Consider the following 18,278-nt stretch of genomic DNA (forward strand, 5'->3'; position numbering starts at 1 on the left):
TGTTACTTCTTCTACTTTTCCTGTTGTTTCTTCTGCATATGCCTGTATCGTATCCATTTGTGTCTTTAACTCTTCAGAATTATTCCTGCTTTCTTGGGATGCTTTTGTTAGTTTTATGGATGCGTTATCTACTTTTTCTGATGCTTCTTTTATTGAACTCATCGATTTTCTTAATTCTTTGCTCATCTCTGATAGTGCATTCGCCATCTGTCCTATCTCATCTTTGCTTTTGCTTTCAAAGTCTACTGTTAGATCTCCTTTTGACATCTTTTTAACGTTAGAAGTCAAATTACTAATCCTATCTCCAAAACTCTTTCCAAACATATAAGAGAATATTATGATCACAATTATTAATATGATTAAAATAACTATTATATTTTTGATTATTTCGTTTAGACCTAAGTCTATATCAACGTCTATTTCTTGAACAGATAAAGAAGGAAGTTCAAAGGAAGTTTCTAAAGGTATATTTATAGATGTTTCAACTTCTTCATAATCTTTACTTATTTGTACATAAATACCATCAAATTCATTTATCCCTGTATAATAACTTCTCATTGACTTATTTATAATATTTTCAGTAATAAATTGTTGATTAAGCTTGTTTTTATCCAAAAAGACTTCTTCTTTAGGGAATTTAGAATACAAAACATTATAATTTTGGTCAAAAATCGTGAGTTGTGCATTTAGTAAATTGGAAATTTCCAATAACTTTTGGTTTTCAAATTCTTCTAAAATAACAAGAAAACCATTAACTGTATTGGTTGCAATTGGATCCGCAACTGGAAAAATACCTATGAAAAAGGGGATAGAATCAAAAGTTTTTGTTGTTACAACAGGTGTTAGATATCCCATTTTTAAAATTTCTTCAAAGTTTTTTTTAAGGAAGTCTTCAATTTTCACGTCTTTTGTGTATTCGTATCCTTTTAAATATGTTTCGGCTTTCTTTTGTACCTTGTAAGTATTATTATTAAAATTGATTTCTATCCCAGAGCCGGGGGTTTCTGGAGGATATGTAATCCAAAGTTGTATACCGTTATATTCTTGGGTAGTAACAAATGGTTCAAGCAAACCATACCTTTCTATCAAAGAAATTGTTTTAGAAGCTGCCTTTTCTTTAATAGTAGCTTCTGAAGCTATTAACTTTCCGGTTTTTTCTAATGAAGTTTTTTCTGAATTTAAAAAATTGTTAAATATTATAGCCAATGTTCTTAGCGAATCATCAAAAGATTTTATGTAGCTTTCTTCTATTTGTTTAGAGATATCGGATTCAATTTTATCTATTTGTTCTAATAAATAAGCATTATAAAGATTAAGCTGTTCTTGAACCATTTTATTATATTCTTCTATTTGTAGAAAATATTCGTGGTTGAGTTTGTTTATAGATTCTAAAACTTTCATTTCGCTTTCCACAGAACGATTTTGAACAAATAAAACCATATAAGTTACTAAAAAAATGGTAGGAATTAAAGCAAGCAAAATAAGTATCAACCCTATTTTATTACCAAACTTGTTAAACCATCTCATCTTTGAATAATCTTTAATAGTTTTATCCATCTAAATACACCTCCATGAAAACGTTTTCTAACAATAATATTATACACAATTTAATAATTTTTTGTATCTTTCTAAAAGATAAAATTTTTGAACTATTCATCTTTAAAAGTAACTTATTAATCAGTTTTAATTAGATATTTTATAAAAATTTAAAATTTATTTGGTATAATTAAAATTAGACAGTACTTTAAAAATAATCTTTTGAATTTAAAATGGGTTTAAGGTGGAGCCCCTTTCTCTTCTCGGTACAAGTACCGAATAACTTAAGAAATAAACAATTTATCAAAATTAGATAGAGACTTTAAAATGGAGAACTTTTTAAAAATAATCTTTTGATTTTATAATGGGTCCAGGGCGGAGCCCTCTCCTATACTTCAGATGTGTACCGACAAAATCAAAGAAATAGATGGGAACTTTTAGAAAAGGAGCATTTCTGAAAATAATCTTTTGATTTTAAAAGTGGGTTCAGGGCGGAGCTCTCTCCCCTCTCGGTACAAGTACCGAAAAGTTAAGAGAATTAAATTGAAACTTTAGAAATAATGATTTTCTGAAAAATAAGGTTTTGAATTTAAAAATGGGTTCAGGGCAGAGCCCTCTCCCATCTCCCGGTACAAATACCGAAGAGCTAAAGAAATAAACAATTTATCAAAATTAGATAGAGACTTTAAAATGGAGAACTTTTTAAAAATAATCTTTTGATTTTAAAACGGGTTCAGGGCAGAGCCCTCTCCCCTCTTGGTACAAGTACCGAAAAGTTAAAAAATTCAGATAGTACTTTAGAAATAACGATTTTCTGAAAATAATCTTTTGATTTTATAATGGGTCTAGGGCGGAGCCCTCTCCCCCCTCGGTACAAGTACCGAATAACTTAAGAAATAAACAATTTGTCAAAATTATATAAAGACTTTAAAATGGAGACTTTTTAAAAGTAAGATTTTGAATTTAAAGTGGGTCCAGGGCGGAGCCCTCTCCCCTCTCCCGGTACAAGTACCGAAGAGCTAAAGAAATAAACAATTTGTCGAAATTAGATAAAGACTTTAGAAATAATAACTTTTTAAAAGTAAGGTTTTGAATTTAAAATGGGTCCAGGGCGGAGCCCTCCCTCCCTCTCGGTACAAGTACCGAAAAAGTTAAAAGAATTAAATGTGGATTTTCGAAATAATAATTTTCTAAAAATAAGCTTTTTATGGGTCCAGGGCAGAGCCCTCTCCCTTCTTGGTACAAGTACCGAATAACTTAAGAAATAAACAATTTATCAAAATTATATAAAGACTTTAGAAATAATAACTTTTTAAAAGTAAGGTTTTGAATTTAAAAGTGGGTCCAGGGCAGAGCCCTCTCCCCTCCTTCGCTACACGCAGCGAAGAAGTTAAAGAAATTAAGAATTAGTAGTTATTAGAAAGGAGAGAATATTTTATAAAAAAATAATTAATGAATATATTAAAATTCAAAAGGAGGAGATAATTAATGAAATTGGATGAAAGAATGCTAAAAAGTTTAAACGAACAAATAAACAAAGAGATATATTCTGCTTATCTTTATTTTTCCATGGCTTCTTATTTTGATTCAATAAATTTAAAAGGTTTTGCAAAATGGATGAAATCGCAGGTAAAGGAAGAATTGAATCATGCCCATAAAATTTACGATTATATTTATGACAAAGGTGGAGTCGTTGAATTAGAAGCTATTCAAGCTCCAAAAAATAGCTGGGAAAGTCCTTTGGAAGCATTTAAAGATGCCTATGAACATGAGATTTTTGTAACAGAATCCATTTATAAGCTTGTAGACCTTTCAAAAGAGTTAAATGATCATTCTACATACAATTTCTTACAATGGTATGTAGCTGAACAGGTAGAAGAAGAAGCTCAAACCAAAAATATAGTTGATGCTTTAGAATTTATTAAAGATGAAAAAACAGCATTATTTATGCTTGATATGGAACTTGGAAAAAGAGAGTAGATAGTATAAGTTAACATAAATTCAACTAAAAAACACTATCAGTTTTTACTGATAGTGTTTTTTTAATAAGATTTTAAAATTACTCTTCATCTGCAGAAGTTGGAATTACACATATAAACTCTAAGTCTTCATTACCTGCATTTTTTAGTTGATGTTCAACATAAGGTGGTATATAAACATAACTTCCTTCTTCTACTAAATTATATTTTTCTCCATCATATACTTCAGCTTTTCCTTTTACTATAAAGATTTCATGTTCCCATCTATGGGAATGCTTAGGTGAATGCCCACCAGGCTTTACTGTAAAAAGTCTCATCACAAAATTTGGAGCTCCAAGATTACTTTTTCCAATCAGTATTCTTTTTTCTACATTCTTAGTTATTTCGTTATTTATTATTAATGGTTTAACTTCTTTTGCTTTTCCAATTATGGCTTTTATTTGTTCCATTAACAGATTCCTCCTGGATATAAATTTTTTTACTCACTGTAACATTCTAAAATTCAACTTTGCCCTGAACCCGCTTTTAAAATCAAAAACTTCGTTTTTAAAGGTATTAAGTAATTTTTAACTTGATTGATGCTTCAAAGCAGGGGGAGGAGGGCTCCGCCCTGAACCCATTTTAAATTCAAAATCTTATTTTTCAGAAAATCATTATTTCTAAAGTTTCAATTTAATTCTCTTAACTTTTCGGTACTTGTACCAAAGAAAGGGGGAGGAGGGCTCTGCCCTGGACCCATTTTAAATTCAAAACCTTATTTTTAAAAATCATTATTTCTAAAGTACTACCTGAATTTTTTAACTTTTCGGTACTTGTACCGATAGAGGAAGAGGGCTCCGCCCTGACCCATAAAAAGCTTATTTTTAAAAAGTTCTCCATTTTAAAGTCTCTATATAATTCTCACGAAATATGAATTCCTTAAACTTCTTCACTAAGTACAACAAAAAAGATGGAAAAGCTCCGCCACCTTAATTATCTTTTACCCGTTGAACTTTTGTTTTTCTTTTTGTAAATTAATTTTTTTATTTATTTCTTTTGCTAAATCTATATCGCTTATAACTGATGCTTTGTTTTGATTTACGATTTCTTGATATACTTCATCTCTGTATATTTTTATATCTCTTGCTGCCTCAAAACCAAGCTTTATACTCCCATTGTTAATTTCAACAAGAGTCATTTTAATTTCTTTATCACCAATTTTTATGATAATTGATTCACCAGTTTTTCGAGACAGTATAAGCAAAGTTAGTCACCATCTTTTTGAACAGAAAGCAGTTCAGAGTTCCTCTCCATTTCTTCCACTAAATAATGTCTAATCTTGTAATTGTTATTTTCAATCAAAAACTGCAACCCTTTATTGTTTTTTTTGGATATAATAATAGGAGCAGCCAAATTTATTGTTATATCATCTTTGTTTTGTGGGATAGTCAAAATACTTAATATAACAGCATCTTCAGGATCTTCTAATTGAAGATATGCCACTATATCTTCTGGTAAAACTACTTCATAATCATTTCTAATGAGTTTTGGAAAAGTTACAGGAAAAGCCACGTTTTTATCTTCTAAAGAAACAAGCCACATGATTGGATAAGTTGATTCTAATTCAATTATAGCAAATTTTTTGTGACTTTCAAAACCAGGTATTCCGTACTCAAAAGTAATTATTTTTTCTGTATCTATTTTAACATTTCCAAGTTTAGTTTCAAAATCTTTTATCATTCTCTAAAAACCTCCTTATAAAAAATCAGCTAAGGTCGGAGGAATAATATTTCCTGCCGCTTGTAAAGCAGCTTGCAAAACACTTTGTTGTATAGATAAATCCATAATAACTTGAGCAATGTCTGCATCGGCTTCGTTAGACAAGAACTCAGTTGAAAATATATTAAACTCTTCCATTCTATTTGAAGTCATATCAAGAAGTCTTTGAGTTCCTCCTACTTTTGCTAAAGAATTAAGTGCTTTTGACTGAATTTCATCAATGTTACCCAATTCTTGTTGAATAGCCTCGCTTGTGCCGGATCCAATTGCCTGTGACAGTCTATTTATTATTCCGAAAGCTGAAGCGCCACTATCCGTGACAAAAACATCGTATACAGTTAATCCATATACAACTTCTTGGGAGCCTATTGATATTTTTTGTCTTAAATTTGCTTCGGAAGGAGTCAATATTTTAAAGTCATCTGACACAACCGGAGAGTTGTTTTGAGCACCACCAAATATGTAATTTCCACTAATTTGAGTGTTGGCTATAGAAACCAAATGTGTGTTAATTTTATTTAATTCTTCCGAAATAGCCATCCTATCATCGTTATTTAAAGAACCGTTTGATCCTCGAACAGCCAATTCTTTTATTCTTAAAAATACAGTACTAATTTCTTGAATTGAAGAATCATACATATTAACATAATTTTTTGCCATTTCCACGTTAGTTTTGTACCTTTCAATCTCCCGTATCCGACTATCAAGATTTGAAATTCTTGTTGCTACAGCTGCGTTATCTGAAGGATATCTAACCTTTTTACCTGAAGTAAGTTGAGAACTTAAATCACTATATCTCTTTAAAACATATTGAATATCTTTAAGAGCTTGCTTATTTAAAAGATTTTCAGTAATTCTCATAATATTTCCTCCCTCATCTTCCTACTGTGCCTAAATTGTTGATCACAGTTCCGAGCATTTGATCTATGGCTGTAATAACTCTTGCTGAAGCATTAAAAGCTTGTTGATATTTTATAATATTAGCCATTTCTTCATCTATTGAAACCCCCATTACTCTTTCTTTTTCAAGGCTTATTTGAGAATTTAAGGTTTCACTGTTTAACCGCATTTTATATGCATTTTCACCTTTAACTCCCATATCCGTTATTATATTTGCTAAAAAATCCGAAAATCCTATTCTACCATTATCTAATATGCTAAGGTTTTTTAATTTTGAAATTTCGTTCCATACGCTAACATTGCCAGGACCTGTAGGATAGTAGTTTGAACCATCATAATAACCTAAATCAATTGCTAATAAAGAAGGATTACTTTTTAAATTTTGAGAAACATTGATTTGATTGATTATCCCTATGGTATTGTCTATTCTCAACAAATCAGCTTTAGAAAAACGTTCTTCGATATTTTGAGGAGACATATTTGGAGAAATCAGCGTGATTATGTTATTTGAGGTAGTTTCAATTAAACCTAATGCTTTAAATAAATTTTCCGGACCTTTAATAGTAACGTTTTGCATATCAAAATCAATGAAATTACCTGCTCTTAAAATAAACTTTCCTTGTGGAGTAATCGATGCGGTAACTCCGGTATTTGTAGCATTTATTTTATCAATTAAATCATATATATTGTCTTTTAAAGGATTAATTTCTATTCTTATTCCATTTATACTCATTTCTAAAGTATTATGTGAACCTAACAAATTATTTAGTGTAGGTTGTGAAATATCTAAGGCGTCAAGAGTAATTCTTTGAGCTTCCATTTGCGAGAGAGAGCCTTCAACATCATTTAAAACAATAGTGTTTAAATCGTAATTTGGAACTTTTTCTGTTGGAACAATATAAATATAACCGTCATTTTCAAAAGCTTTCAAATAACCTCCCGCATTAGAATTTATATTGTCTACTAACTCTGTTTCATTTGAAAAATTTATATTATAATCGTTTCCATTAACCACGAAACTCAAACTTCCAGGTATGACATTGTTTACATCAATCTTGTACGCCCCAACTTCTTTCTTTGCAAAACCATACTGTTTAAAAAAGGAACCGTCTAAATCAAGGATAAGTTTGTCTTCCAAAGGAGAAGTACTCTCTAAGTATATTGCATTATTTGTAGGATCATAATTTACAGAAATTGGAAGAGATGATCCTGATAAAACATCTGATGACGAAATAGAAAAAATATTAAAAGGGGTATTAGGATCTGTTAAATCAATTAGCGGATCATTATAAAAAGTCTTGTTACTTGTAACGTAGTTAATATTTGCTGAATGAAAAACATCGACGTTACCTGCTATTCTGAATAATCGCGAATTTTCAAAACCTGTTTGTGTACTAATATCCGTAAAAAATTGAGCTCCTTTTATAGTTCCTGTAGCATCCCATCCTTCTTTATATATAAGGTTTGTAGTATCGACTAAATATAATCCAAACTCATCCAATTGTTTTCTATACGAAGGTATTATTTCATCTCTTAATTCAAAAAGAGCTTTCATTTTGCCGTCTCCAAATGTTAGCGGGCTGTTTCCAACGTATGCTTGATAATAATCCCCTGTTTGCGGTAAGGTTTCTAAATGTATTTTTTGATAATGCGAACCATTTAGAATCACTTTATCTCCTATACTCAAAGACATTTGACCATTTGCAAGAGTAGTTATTCTAATATCAGATAGTTCTGCTAATTGATCTAATAATCTATCTCTTTCGTCTAATAAATCATTAGGACTGCCTCCGATTGTACTTACTGTCAAAATTTTTTGATTGAGATCTGCGATTCTTTCTAAGTTACCATTTATTTGATCAATTCTGAGTTTAATTTCGCTATTTATATCATTTGCGAGTTCTTGTAATCTATAATCAAGGTCTTTCATTGTATTTATCAATTCATCAGCTCGAAAAACGATTTGAGCTTTAGCAGCTTCATTTGAAGGATCTGATTTTAATTCTTCAATAGAAGCCCAAAAAGAATCGTACATATTTCTTAATCCTGTTTCTCCTGGTTCACCAAAAAGTTGTTCAATATAATGTATATTTGAGTAAATATTTTCCCAATATTGTAAGCGTGCCGATGTTTCTCTAAATTGTAAGTCTAAAAATTCATCCCTAATCCTTTGGATATCAGCAACAGTTGCACCTGTACCAAAAGATAAAGAGCGTCCTGAACCTCCCATACTACTTAAATAAATAGGCGGATTTGTTACCATTACAGGAGTTTGTCTTGAAAATCCCGGAGTATTTGCATTAGCAATATTGTGTGCGGTTACACTCATCGCAACTTTGTTTGTATAAACTCCCAACAATCCTGTATTCAACATGCCATACAGAGTCATCGCACACATTTTAACCCCTCCAACTTTTAGTAGAAATATTACTGTCTTTATCTTTTCCCGTATTAGTATATGTTTTTCCATGAGTTAATGAAGCAGGATTCAATATTTTATAAATAAAATCGTTTAAATTTGTTTGAAAAACAATTATATCGTTTAATAGATTTATTTCATCCATTAATTCTTTTACATTTAAAACCAACTGAGAAAGCAAGAGCGCCGTTTTATAATCTTTTTTTGTAAAATATTCCATCAAAGATTCTATATTATTGTCTATATTTTCATCTCTACATAAATTTAAAACTACTTCATTCCTCAAATTTTCAATTTTTCTAAAATCATTAGCGAGAACTTCGATTTCTAAAAGTTTATTATTAACTTCTTTTACAGCGGCTTTTTTTGTAATATTTTCTCGCAATTCTATAAAAGCTTGTTTTAATTGATTTAGTAATGAATTTTGCAAATCTAAAATACCCTTAAACTCATCTAAGTTAGAAATGAGGGTCACCACCTTTTTATTCAAGCATTTTGTTCACAATTTTCTCAACATCAATTTGATATGAGCCATTTTCAATTGCTTCTTTTAATTTAGCAACAATATCCTCTCTTATTTCTGGAATCTCTTTTGATAATTCTACATATCTTTTAGAATTTCCTGTAATGTTATAAACATTTTCTTGGTTGTAATCTCTTAGTAATTGTTTTTCGTTTGTTTTTTTAGTGTTGGCTTCATTAATTTTATTAAAATTGTTGTTCCCCATGGGATTAATGTTATTTATATCCATTATTTTTCCTCCTTTCGTCTAATTTATATGCACTTTAGAAATTATGGAACTTCTATTTTAATTTCTTTAACCTTTTCGGTACAAGTACCGAAGGAGAGGAAGAGGGCTCCGCCCTGGACCCGTTATAAATTCAAATGCTTATTTTCTGAAAATTTTCATTTCTAAAGTTCCTATTTAATTTATATGCACTTTAGAAATTTTATCAATATTTTAGTCCCAAGTTTTTATAGAAGATCTCTACGGTTCTAAGTTTTACTAATTGTCTATTTTTTAACTTCTTGAGACTTGTACCAAGAAGAGAAAGGGGCTTTGCCTCGATCCACTTTAAATTCCAAAACTAATTTCTAAAGTTATCTAATTTATTATCGACTCAAAATAGGTTTTCATTAGAAAAATTTTTAAAGACAAAAACAGATTTCAAAAAAACTGTTTCTTAATATAATCTCAAAAATAGTATTTATAAATTTACTTATTTTTTAATTTTAGATTGATATAATAATCTTAGGAGAATCTAAAAAAGTTTTGGTCAGAGACCTTCTTTTTAGTTTTGGAATTTCTAAAATAAGTAGAAATAAGAATTAATAAATACTTTAGAAATGGGAATTTTTGAAAAATAGAATTTTGATTTTATAACGGGTCCAGGGCGAAGCCCTCTCCCTCTCTCGGTACAAGTACCGAGTAACTTAAAAAATAAACAATTTGTCAAAATTATATAAAGACTTTAAAATAGAGAACTTTTGAAAAATAAGCTTTTTATGGGTCCAGGGCGGAGCCCTCTCCACTCTCGGTACAAGTACCGAATNNTAAAATGGAGAACTTTTTAAAAGTAATCTTTTGAATTTAAAAGTGGGTTCAGGGCGGAGCCCCCCTCACCTCCTTCGGTACAAGTACCGAAGAGCTAAAGAAATTCATAGTTAATAAGAATTAGATAGGTACTTTAGAAATGAAGTGTTTTTAATAGTAAGGTTTTGAATTTAAAACTAAAATATTGGCAAAACTTAGGTTTTGGAATTCCTAAAATGAGTAGAGATAAAAATTAAGAAAGGGAGGTAAATCAAGATGGAAGGTAGAATTCCTTTAATAGGAGAAAGGTTTCCAGAGATGACTGTAGTTACAACAGACGGTAAAAAAGAATTACCAAAAGATTATAAAGGTAAATGGTTAATTTTATTTAGTCACCCAGGAGATTTTACACCTGTTTGTACCACTGAGTTTGTTGAATTTGCGAAAAAGCATGATGAATTTAGAAAGATCAATACAGAACTATTAGGCCTTTCTATTGATCAAGTTCATGCACATATAAAATGGATGGAATGGATTAAAGAAAATGTTGGAGTAGAGATCACTTTTCCAATCATAGCCGATTCCCTGGGAAAAGTTGCAACAAAATTAGGTATGGTAGACCCTGAAAAAGGTTCTGCAACAGTTAGAGCTGTTTTTGTTATAGACCCTGAAGGAGTAATAAGACTTATTATGTATTATCCGTCAGAAGTTGGAAGAAACATTAATGAAGTATACAGAGCAGTGAAAGCTCTTCAACTTTCTGATAAACAGAAAGTAGTAGTTCCTGGTAACTGGCCTGAAAATTCTATATTAGGAAATAAAGTAATCATACCACCTGTGGCAACATACAAAGATGCTTTGGAAAGAAAAGCATCAAGTCAAGAAGGGTATGATTGGTGGTTTAAAGTAAAAGAAATAAAAGAATAAGAATTTTTCAATATGAACTGCACCTTAGGGGTGCAGTTTTTTTATGTTATAATAATTTTAAAGATCGCATTTATAGGAATTTTTTGTTAGATAAATTGGAAAATAAACGTGTGAATTTAAAAGCTGGCTCAGGGCGGAGCCCTCTCCCTTTCTCGGTACAAGTACCGAAGAGCTAAAAAAATAAACAATTTGTCAAAATTATATAAAGACTTTAAAATGAGGACTTTTTAAAAGTAAGATTTTGATTTTATAACGGGTTCAAGGCGGAGCCCCTTCCTCTCTCGGTACAAGTACCGAATAACTTAAAAAATAAACAATTTGTCAAAATTAGAGAAAGACTTTAGAAATGAGTTTTGGGTTTAAAGTTGGGTCCAGGGCGGAGCCCTCTCCTCCCCCTCGGTACAAGTACCGAAGAGCTAAAAAAATAAATAATTGGTCAAAATTAGATAAGGACTTTAGAAATGAGTTTTGGGTTTAAAGTTGGGTCCAGGGCGGAGCCCTCTCTCTCTCGGTACAAGTACCGAAGAGCTAAAGAAATAAACAATTGGTCAAAATTAGATAAAACTTTAAAATAGAAGACTTTTTAAAAATAGGGTTTTGAATTTAAAAGTGGGTCCAGGGCGGAGCCCCTCTCCCCTCCCTCTCTATACGTAGCGAAGAGTTTAAGGAAATTAAGAATTAAAATGAAACTTTAGAAATAATAATTTTCTTAAAATAGGGTTTTTAATTTAAAGCGGGTCCAGGGCGGAGCCCGCGCCCCCTCTCGGTACAAGTACCGAAAAAGTTAAAAAATTCAGATAAGGACTTTAAAAATGAGAACTTTTGGAAAATAAGTGTGTAAATTTAAAATGGGTCCATGGCAATTTCCAACGTGAGTAAAAAATAATTTTTTAAGGAGGAAATACAGATATATGAAAGAACAAAGATTAAACGAATTTTTAGATCTTATGCGAAAACAAAATATTCACCAAGTTATAATTACTTCCACTCCTTCTTTGTATTATTTTTTAGGAGAATGGATAGAACCAGGAGAACGCCTCCTTGCGTTTTATGTAAATATTTTTGGAGAAACAAAACTAATATTAAATGAAATGATAAAAATAACTAATTTGAAAGAAGTTGATATAATAAACTACTCAGATTCTCAAGATCCTATAATAATATTATCTCAGCTTATTAACAAAGACAAAACGATAGGAATTGAAGAACAGTGGAGATCAGGGTTTCTATTAGATTTATTAAAAATCATAGGAACAGTTTCTGTGTTTCAAAACATAACACCGTTAATAAGCAAGTTAAGAATGAAGAAGGATTCTGAAGAAATTGAACTTATGCAAGCTTCTTCAATTATAAACGATTCATCAATGGAGAAGGTTATAAGTGTAATTCCTGAGATGTTACCTGAGAAATACTTAGCAAAAGCAATTAAGAATATTTTTGAAAGAGAGGGCGCGGACGAAGTTTCTTTTGAGCCAATAGTAGCGTATGGAAAGAATGCTTCAGATCCTCATCATATCCCTCAAAATACAAAGATAAAAGATGGAGAAGCTGTATTAATAGATATGGGATGTATAAAAGATCATTATTGTTCTGATATGACAAGGACAGTTTTTTTTGGAAACCCTATAGAAACTTTAAAGAATATATATCAAATTGTTTTAGAAGCAAATTTGAAAGCTATAGAAAAAGTAAAACCTGGTGTTATGGCTTATGAAGTTGATGATGCTGCAAGAAGTGTTATAAATCAAAAAGGTTATGGCCAATATTTTATACATAGAACAGGTCATGGTGTAGGATTAGAAATACATGAGATGCCTTATATATCACAAAATAGTCAAATTATTCTTGAAGCTGGCATGATATTTTCTATAGAACCTGGTATATACTTACCTGGAGTTGGAGGAGTTAGAATCGAAGATTTGGTTCTTGTAACCGATGATGGATGCCGAGTTTTAAACAAGTTTCCAAAAGAACTTACAATAATATGAAAGCCTATAAATTTATGAAAAAATAAGAATTTAAAAGTGTCATAAAGTTTTAAGAATTTTTTATATGATATAATATTAATGAAAATAGAAAATTATAGATACTTTAGAAAATATAATTTTTAGAATTTTAAAATGAATAAAAATAAGAAATAGGGGGTGAATGAAATGAATAAACAAATGAATTTTGAAGAAATTTTGAACGAAATTTCAGAGTTACCTCCTAACTTTGCTGTTTCAACTGCTAATGCTATGATTGGGACTTTAGCAGCTACGTTAGGTGCTATGATTGCTAATCAGACAATAATTTCTAAAAAAGCTGTAGATTATGAGAATACTTTGGAGATGGCATTAGAAAATCTTTTGGAAATTAAGGAAAAACTTTTAAATTATGCAGAAAAATCTTCGCATAATGTTGAATCTTTTGAAAAGTCTGAAGACAAAGATAAAATTTTAAAAAACATTGTTATAAATTCTTTCAATGTTGCGAAGCTTAATTACAACATACTGAGAAATTGTTATGAAATTTACAAGTATGGGGATCCTAATTTAAAAGTGGAAGCAAAAAGAGTATGTTATATAGCCTGGGCTTGCTTGAACTCTGCTTTAATCTCTGTCAAAAGCAACTTGGAAAAGGTCAATAACGATGAGGAAAAAGAAAATATATCAAACGACTTGGTTGAATTCACAAATGAGGCTGATTCGTTAATAGAAGAATTAAAGGAGGAAATGCGTAATTAATGGACGAAGCTCCTATAAAATTCGAAATAAAACATATAGACAAATATACAGGTGCAAGAAGAGGACAAATTATTACAAAACACGGAATGATTGAAACCCCAGTTTTTATGCCTGTAGGAACAAATGCAACGGTTAAAGGTTTGACTAAATATTATTTAGATCAAATAGGAACAGAAATCATACTCGGGAATGCTTTACATCTGTATTTAAGGCCTGGAATGGATGTTTTGTCTAATTTTGAAGGTCTTCACAATTTTATGAATTGGCAAAAGCCAATTTTAACTGATAGTGGAGGATTTCAAGTTTTTTCTTTACCCAAAACCAAGCTCACAGATGAAAAGGTAGTTTTCAAATCTCCCCTTGATGGTTCTGAAATTGAGATTACACCAGAAAAATCATTGGATATTCAAAATGTCATAGGATCGGATATAGCAATGGTGTTGGATGTTTGTGTAAATTCATTATCGGATTATAACACAGTTAAAGAAAGTGTAGAAAAAACTTTTAAATGGGCTTTAAGGTCTAAAAAGTATCATTATAAAAAAGATCAGGCTTTATTTGGTATTGTCCAAGGAGGGTTGTTTGAAGACTTAAGATCACTTAGCTTGTCTCAAATTACCTCTTTAGATTTTGATGGTTATGCTCTTGGAGGACTTGCCGTTGGAGAAAAATATCAAGATTCAGAAAAGATTTTAAAAGCATTTGGTAACCAGCTTCCAGATAATAAACCGCGTTATATTATGGGAATAGGTTCACCAACGATGATGTTTCTTTCTGTTGAAAATGGAATGGATATGTTTGATTGTGTTTTGCCAACTAGAATGGGCAGACATGGAACTGCATTGACATGGAAGGGTAAATTAAATTTAAAATCTTCGGCAGTCAAATACGATGAAAATCCCATAGATGATGAATGTGACTGTTACACTTGTAAAAACCATTCCAGAGGATATTTACACCACCTTTTTAAAAGAGAAGAGATGCTTGGGAAAATTCTTTTAAGTATACATAATTTGCGATTTAACATTTCATTGGTAGAAAGAATGAGAAATGCCATTGAAAAAGATGAATTTAAATTTTTTAAAGAAGAATTTTTTAGCCGTTCCACTTATTCTTTAACTAATTAGTAGGAATTTTAGAAATAAAGCGTTTTTAAAAATAAGCTTTTGAATTTAAAATGGGTCCAGGGCGGAGCCCTCCCCCTGTCGGTACAAGTACCGAAGAAGCTAAAGAAATAAACAATCGATCAAAATTAGATAGAGACTTTAGAAATGAAGCGTTTTTAAAAATAAGCTTTGAATTTAAAATGGGTCCAGGGCGGAGCCCTCCCCCCTCCTTCGGTACAAGTACCGAAGAGGCTAAAAAAATAAATAATCGATCAAAATTAGATAGAGACTTTAGAAATGAAGCGTTTTAAAAAATAAGCTTTTGAATTTAAAATGGGTCCAGGGCGGAGCCCTCCCCCTCTCGGTACAAGTACCGAAGAAGCTAAAGAAATAAACAATCGATCAAAATTAGATAGAGACTTTAGAAATAAAGCGTTTTTAAAAATAAGCTTTTGAATTTAAAATGGGTCCAGGGCGGAGCCCTCCCCCCTCCTTCGGTACAAGTACCGAAGGGGCTAAAAAAATAAATAATCGATCAAAATTAGATAGAGACTTTAGAAATAAAGCGTTTTAAAAAATAAGCTTTTGAATTTAAAATGGGTCCAGGGCGGAGCCCTCCCCTCCCTTCCTTGGCTACAAGTACCAAAAAAGTTAAAGGAATTAAGAATTAGTGAAGATTAGAGCTATGGAGGTATTTTGTAAAAGAATCAACGCTAAAATATACATATAATAAGGATTTTGGAATTTCTAAAGTAAGTACTAATTAGAGTGAGGAGGGATGATAGTGAAATCTTATATAAAGTATTATAATGAAATTAAACCAGATTATCAATATCAATTAGACCTTGCTAAAAAATTTTCAGAAATACCACAAATCTTTTCAAGAAGTGTTAGCAAACTGTTAGAAAAGATATACGGTGAGGAAAAGGTCGATAAAAAATTATTTGAGGAATATGTGCAATTTGATCCTGATGAAGAACCTTATTTTAAATTTAAAAATGAGCTATACGAATTTTTAGGAAATGATTGGAAAGAAAGCGATTTACCCAGTATAATAGAAAAAATGGCGAGATCTGCTCATTCGAGGTATAAACAAATAAAAGATGATTACGATAGAACTGAAACCTTTAGATTATCATAGCGAATAAGGGGCGAAAGCCCCTTTTCTATACATCCTAATCACTAAGAGAAAGGCGGAAATGGGATAATTGAAAAAAAATTCTCAAATCAATATAAAAAAAGTATCTGATTATTTTTGGAAAACTCTTTTTTTCATATACATAATCCTGGTGCTTTATCTTACTGTATCCGTGCCAAAAATAAATTATAATACTTTCAAAGGAGAAGATAAAATAGTTCATTTTTTAATATATTTCATCGGAGCAGATCTTTTTTTTACGGCTTTTTACAAAAAGTCTAAAACACTTTATTTTTTTATTTTTTTGAGTTTTTTCCTATTAATTCCGTTTATAACCGAATTTTTGCAATTACTAACGCCTTATCGTTCTTACAGTCTATTAGATATGGCTGCTAATTACGTAGGCATTTTTGTAGGTTATTTATTTTTTATGTTTAAATACAAAGCGTTTAACTGAAAGATGAAAGAGGTGTCATTTTGAGTAACATTAAGTATGCTATTGTCTATTTGACTTTGGATCCCGATTATGCAAAATTTAATAATTTACCTGTAAAATTACCCATATTGGCACAAGATTTTCAAAAAGCCAGAGAGACGAATAAAATACCTTTAGAAGTTATAATAAGGGGTTTAGAAGCGCAAACAGAAGTTGACAAAAATAACAAATATTACATATCTTACTTAACATACTATTATTATGAAGCTTTTAAGAAGTATTTGAACCAAGGTGATTTCGATAAAGCAAAGAGCTTTTTAGATAAAGCGGCAAAAATAAATCCTGATTATAGACTGTATTTCTATACAGGGCTTTATTTTAAAAGTCTTGGTAACTATGAACTTGCAGAGTTGAATTTGAAGCAAGCTTTAAAAGAAAAACCCAATTTTGCGTATGGATATTTTGAACTTGGTAACTTGATGTTTGAGAGAGGAATATATGATGAAGCTTTGGAGAACTACATGAAATCAATTGAATACGAAAAAGATTTTTCTCTAAGTTATTTGAAAATAGGCGATGTTTATATGGAAAACGCAAGATATGAAGAAGCGGCATCTTACTATAAAAAATGTATCGAGAATGATAAAGAATTTATTCCAGCATATGAACGATTAGGTGTGGTATTGAACATGATGCAAAGATTTAAAGAAGCACATATCATTCATCAAAAAGCTATAGCGATTGATGATAAAACATATGAAATATACTATAACGATGCTCATTCGTTAGCAAAATTAGCGGAACATAACAAAGCTGTTGAAGCGTTGGAAAAGGCATTGAAAATACAAGAAACTGATTACATATTACATGAACTCGCTTTAGAATACAAGAACGTTGGAAGATATTTAGAAGCGGTAAAAACAGAAGAAAGAGCTTTAGAAAAAGCCGATTACGAAAATGTAGACATGATAAAATTGACGTTATTGAAGTTATCGGTTATAATTGAAGATTCAAAAAGAGTTTCAGATTATTATAACTCTTTGGTTAATACAAAATATTATGAACCAGCAAGAAACCTTAAATTATTGTTCGATATCTCTCAAGGAGATGTAAAATCAGTTATTAAGAATCTTTCAGAAAATCAAATATTAGACTTTGGTTCACTGTTAGAAAGATTGCACAATATAGATTATTATTTAAACAAATTAGAAAACTTTGCAGATCCAATAATTACAGATTCACTTTTAGAAAGTATAAATGAGTTGGGAGAAATAGATCCTTTTATTCTGGCTGATAATTTGAATGAGAAAGGAATAAGAGAAGAGTATGTTAATTGGCTAACAGAAAATACAATTTTTCCCAAAGACGTTCCTTTGGGGATAGAATTAATAACCAACAGTCTATTACTTTGCGGGTTTAACTATGGACTTTCGGAAAGGGTATCAACTATTTTATCAAAACTTCTCTGGAAAGATGGAAACGGATTAGCATTTGGACGTTTGTTATTAAAATTTTATCAAGATAGAATTTTCGGAGAAAAATTACCCCTTGAAGACTTTATCAAGGAAAATATCGAAGAGATAAAAGATATGTCTTTTTATTTTGCTCAAATTATTGCAAATTACGAAGAATTTTTGATGGATTTTGACTCTATGTTAGAATTTCAAATAAAAAATTTTGAAGAAGCTTTATATGTCTTTTTATCGATGGCAAGGTTGGAAATAACCATAGAAGAAATTAACTCAGAAACTTTTCTTGATGAGAAGGTAAAAACTATAGCTCTCTTTGTATCTTTTCTTAACCAATTGTGAGGTGTGA

At 30.7% G+C, this 18,278-nt stretch carries 16 protein-coding genes; 8 read left to right on the forward strand and 8 right to left on the reverse strand.

All coding sequences use genetic code 11. The annotated features are described in order from the left end of the window. Nucleotides 1-1,557: HAMP domain-containing protein (locus X924_RS10290; protein WP_233186589.1), on the reverse strand; the 1,557-nt coding region annotated here is incomplete at its 3' end. 1,467 nt (nucleotides 1,558-3,024) lie between these two features. On the opposite strand from X924_RS10290, the gene X924_RS05440 reads away from it, so the two are divergent. After that, a complete protein-coding gene (locus tag X924_RS05440) occupies nucleotides 3,025-3,516 on the forward strand; it encodes a ferritin (protein ID WP_121957930.1) in 492 nt (163 codons plus the stop codon). Nucleotides 3,517-3,595: 79 nt separating this feature from the next. Here the strand turns inward: X924_RS05440 and X924_RS05445 are convergent, their stop codons facing one another. From X924_RS05445 to flgM, 7 genes are all read right to left on the reverse strand, one after another. Then, complete coding sequence (locus X924_RS05445) at nucleotides 3,596-3,964, reverse strand: cupin domain-containing protein (RefSeq protein WP_121957931.1); 369 nt, start codon at nucleotides 3,962-3,964, stop codon at nucleotides 3,596-3,598. Nucleotides 3,965-4,494: 530 nt separating this feature from the next. Continuing rightward, nucleotides 4,495-4,758 (reverse strand): carbon storage regulator, encoded by a 264-nt coding sequence (locus X924_RS05455; RefSeq protein ID WP_121957933.1) that lies wholly within the window; start codon nucleotides 4,756-4,758, stop codon nucleotides 4,495-4,497. 2 nt (nucleotides 4,759-4,760) lie between these two features. Next, the gene (fliW, locus tag X924_RS05460; RefSeq protein ID WP_121957934.1) at nucleotides 4,761-5,234 is read right to left on the reverse strand and encodes a flagellar assembly protein FliW; all 474 of its coding nucleotides are present in this window, start codon (nucleotides 5,232-5,234) and stop codon (nucleotides 4,761-4,763) included. Nucleotides 5,235-5,249: 15 nt separating this feature from the next. Then, nucleotides 5,250-6,134, reverse strand: coding sequence for a flagellar hook-associated protein FlgL (gene flgL, locus X924_RS05465; protein ID WP_121957935.1), 885 nt, complete (start codon nucleotides 6,132-6,134; stop codon nucleotides 5,250-5,252). Nucleotides 6,135-6,147: 13 nt separating this feature from the next. Next, nucleotides 6,148-8,571 carry a flagellar hook-associated protein FlgK gene (flgK, locus tag X924_RS05470; RefSeq protein ID WP_158245326.1) on the reverse strand — a complete coding sequence of 808 codons (2,424 nt, stop codon included), beginning with the start codon at nucleotides 8,569-8,571 and terminating at the stop codon, nucleotides 6,148-6,150. Between the two features lies 1 nt (nucleotide 8,572). Next, complete coding sequence (locus X924_RS05475) at nucleotides 8,573-9,022, reverse strand: hypothetical protein (RefSeq protein WP_146255672.1); 450 nt, start codon at nucleotides 9,020-9,022, stop codon at nucleotides 8,573-8,575. A gap of 52 nt (nucleotides 9,023-9,074) precedes the next feature. Then, nucleotides 9,075-9,344: a flagellar biosynthesis anti-sigma factor FlgM gene (gene flgM / locus X924_RS05480; protein ID WP_121957938.1), complete on the reverse strand. Its 270-nt coding sequence runs from the start codon at nucleotides 9,342-9,344 to the stop codon at nucleotides 9,075-9,077. A 1,059-nt stretch (nucleotides 9,345-10,403) separates the two neighbouring features. On the opposite strand from flgM, the gene X924_RS05485 reads away from it, so the two are divergent. From X924_RS05485 to X924_RS05520, 7 genes are all read left to right on the forward strand, one after another. Beyond that, a complete protein-coding gene (locus X924_RS05485; RefSeq protein WP_121957939.1) occupies nucleotides 10,404-11,054 on the forward strand; it encodes a peroxiredoxin in 651 nt (216 codons plus the stop codon). Between the two features lie 911 nt (nucleotides 11,055-11,965). Next, on the forward strand, nucleotides 11,966-13,042 hold the full coding sequence (locus X924_RS05490) for a Xaa-Pro peptidase family protein (protein ID WP_121957940.1): 1,077 nt from the start codon (nucleotides 11,966-11,968) through the stop codon (nucleotides 13,040-13,042). Nucleotides 13,043-13,207: 165 nt separating this feature from the next. Next, complete coding sequence (locus X924_RS05495) at nucleotides 13,208-13,780, forward strand: cyclodeaminase/cyclohydrolase family protein (RefSeq protein ID WP_121957941.1); 573 nt, start codon at nucleotides 13,208-13,210, stop codon at nucleotides 13,778-13,780. Next, nucleotides 13,780-14,907 carry a tRNA guanosine(34) transglycosylase Tgt gene (gene tgt / locus X924_RS05500; protein WP_121957942.1) on the forward strand — a complete coding sequence of 376 codons (1,128 nt, stop codon included), beginning with the start codon at nucleotides 13,780-13,782 and terminating at the stop codon, nucleotides 14,905-14,907. Before X924_RS05495 ends, tgt begins: the two co-directional genes overlap by 1 nt. 763 nt (nucleotides 14,908-15,670) lie before the next feature. Next, a complete protein-coding gene (locus X924_RS05510; RefSeq protein WP_121957944.1) occupies nucleotides 15,671-16,027 on the forward strand; it encodes a hypothetical protein in 357 nt (118 codons plus the stop codon). 67 nt (nucleotides 16,028-16,094) lie between these two features. Beyond that, a complete protein-coding gene (locus X924_RS05515; protein WP_121957945.1) occupies nucleotides 16,095-16,481 on the forward strand; it encodes a VanZ family protein in 387 nt (128 codons plus the stop codon). Nucleotides 16,482-16,501: 20 nt separating this feature from the next. Next, on the forward strand, nucleotides 16,502-18,271 hold the full coding sequence (locus X924_RS05520; protein ID WP_121957946.1) for a tetratricopeptide repeat protein: 1,770 nt from the start codon (nucleotides 16,502-16,504) through the stop codon (nucleotides 18,269-18,271). The last annotated feature ends 7 nt before the right edge of the window (nucleotides 18,272-18,278 follow it).

The sequence above is a fragment of the Petrotoga sp. 9PWA.NaAc.5.4 genome (assembly GCF_002895485.1).
Lineage (GTDB): Bacteria > Thermotogota > Thermotogae > Petrotogales > Petrotogaceae > AZRK01.

Bases quoted from the DNA above. Each gene is read 5' to 3' on its own strand.
- X924_RS05440 (WP_121957930.1), top strand. From the start codon at position 3,025: ATGAAATTGGATGAAAGAATGCTAAAAAGTTTAAACGAACAAATAAAC.
- X924_RS05445 (WP_121957931.1), bottom strand. From the start codon at position 3,964: ATGGAACAAATAAAAGCCATAATTGGAAAAGCAAAAGAAGTTAAACCA.
- fliW (WP_121957934.1), bottom strand. From the start codon at position 5,234: ATGATAAAAGATTTTGAAACTAAACTTGGAAATGTTAAAATAGATACA.
- flgL (WP_121957935.1), bottom strand. From the start codon at position 6,134: ATGAGAATTACTGAAAATCTTTTAAATAAGCAAGCTCTTAAAGATATT.
- flgK (WP_158245326.1), bottom strand. From the start codon at position 8,571: ATGTGTGCGATGACTCTGTATGGCATGTTGAATACAGGATTGTTGGGA.
- flgM (WP_121957938.1), bottom strand. From the start codon at position 9,344: ATGGATATAAATAACATTAATCCCATGGGGAACAACAATTTTAATAAA.
- X924_RS05485 (WP_121957939.1), top strand. From the start codon at position 10,404: ATGGAAGGTAGAATTCCTTTAATAGGAGAAAGGTTTCCAGAGATGACT.
- X924_RS05490 (WP_121957940.1), top strand. From the start codon at position 11,966: ATGAAAGAACAAAGATTAAACGAATTTTTAGATCTTATGCGAAAACAA.
- X924_RS05495 (WP_121957941.1), top strand. From the start codon at position 13,208: ATGAATAAACAAATGAATTTTGAAGAAATTTTGAACGAAATTTCAGAG.
- tgt (WP_121957942.1), top strand. From the start codon at position 13,780: ATGGACGAAGCTCCTATAAAATTCGAAATAAAACATATAGACAAATAT.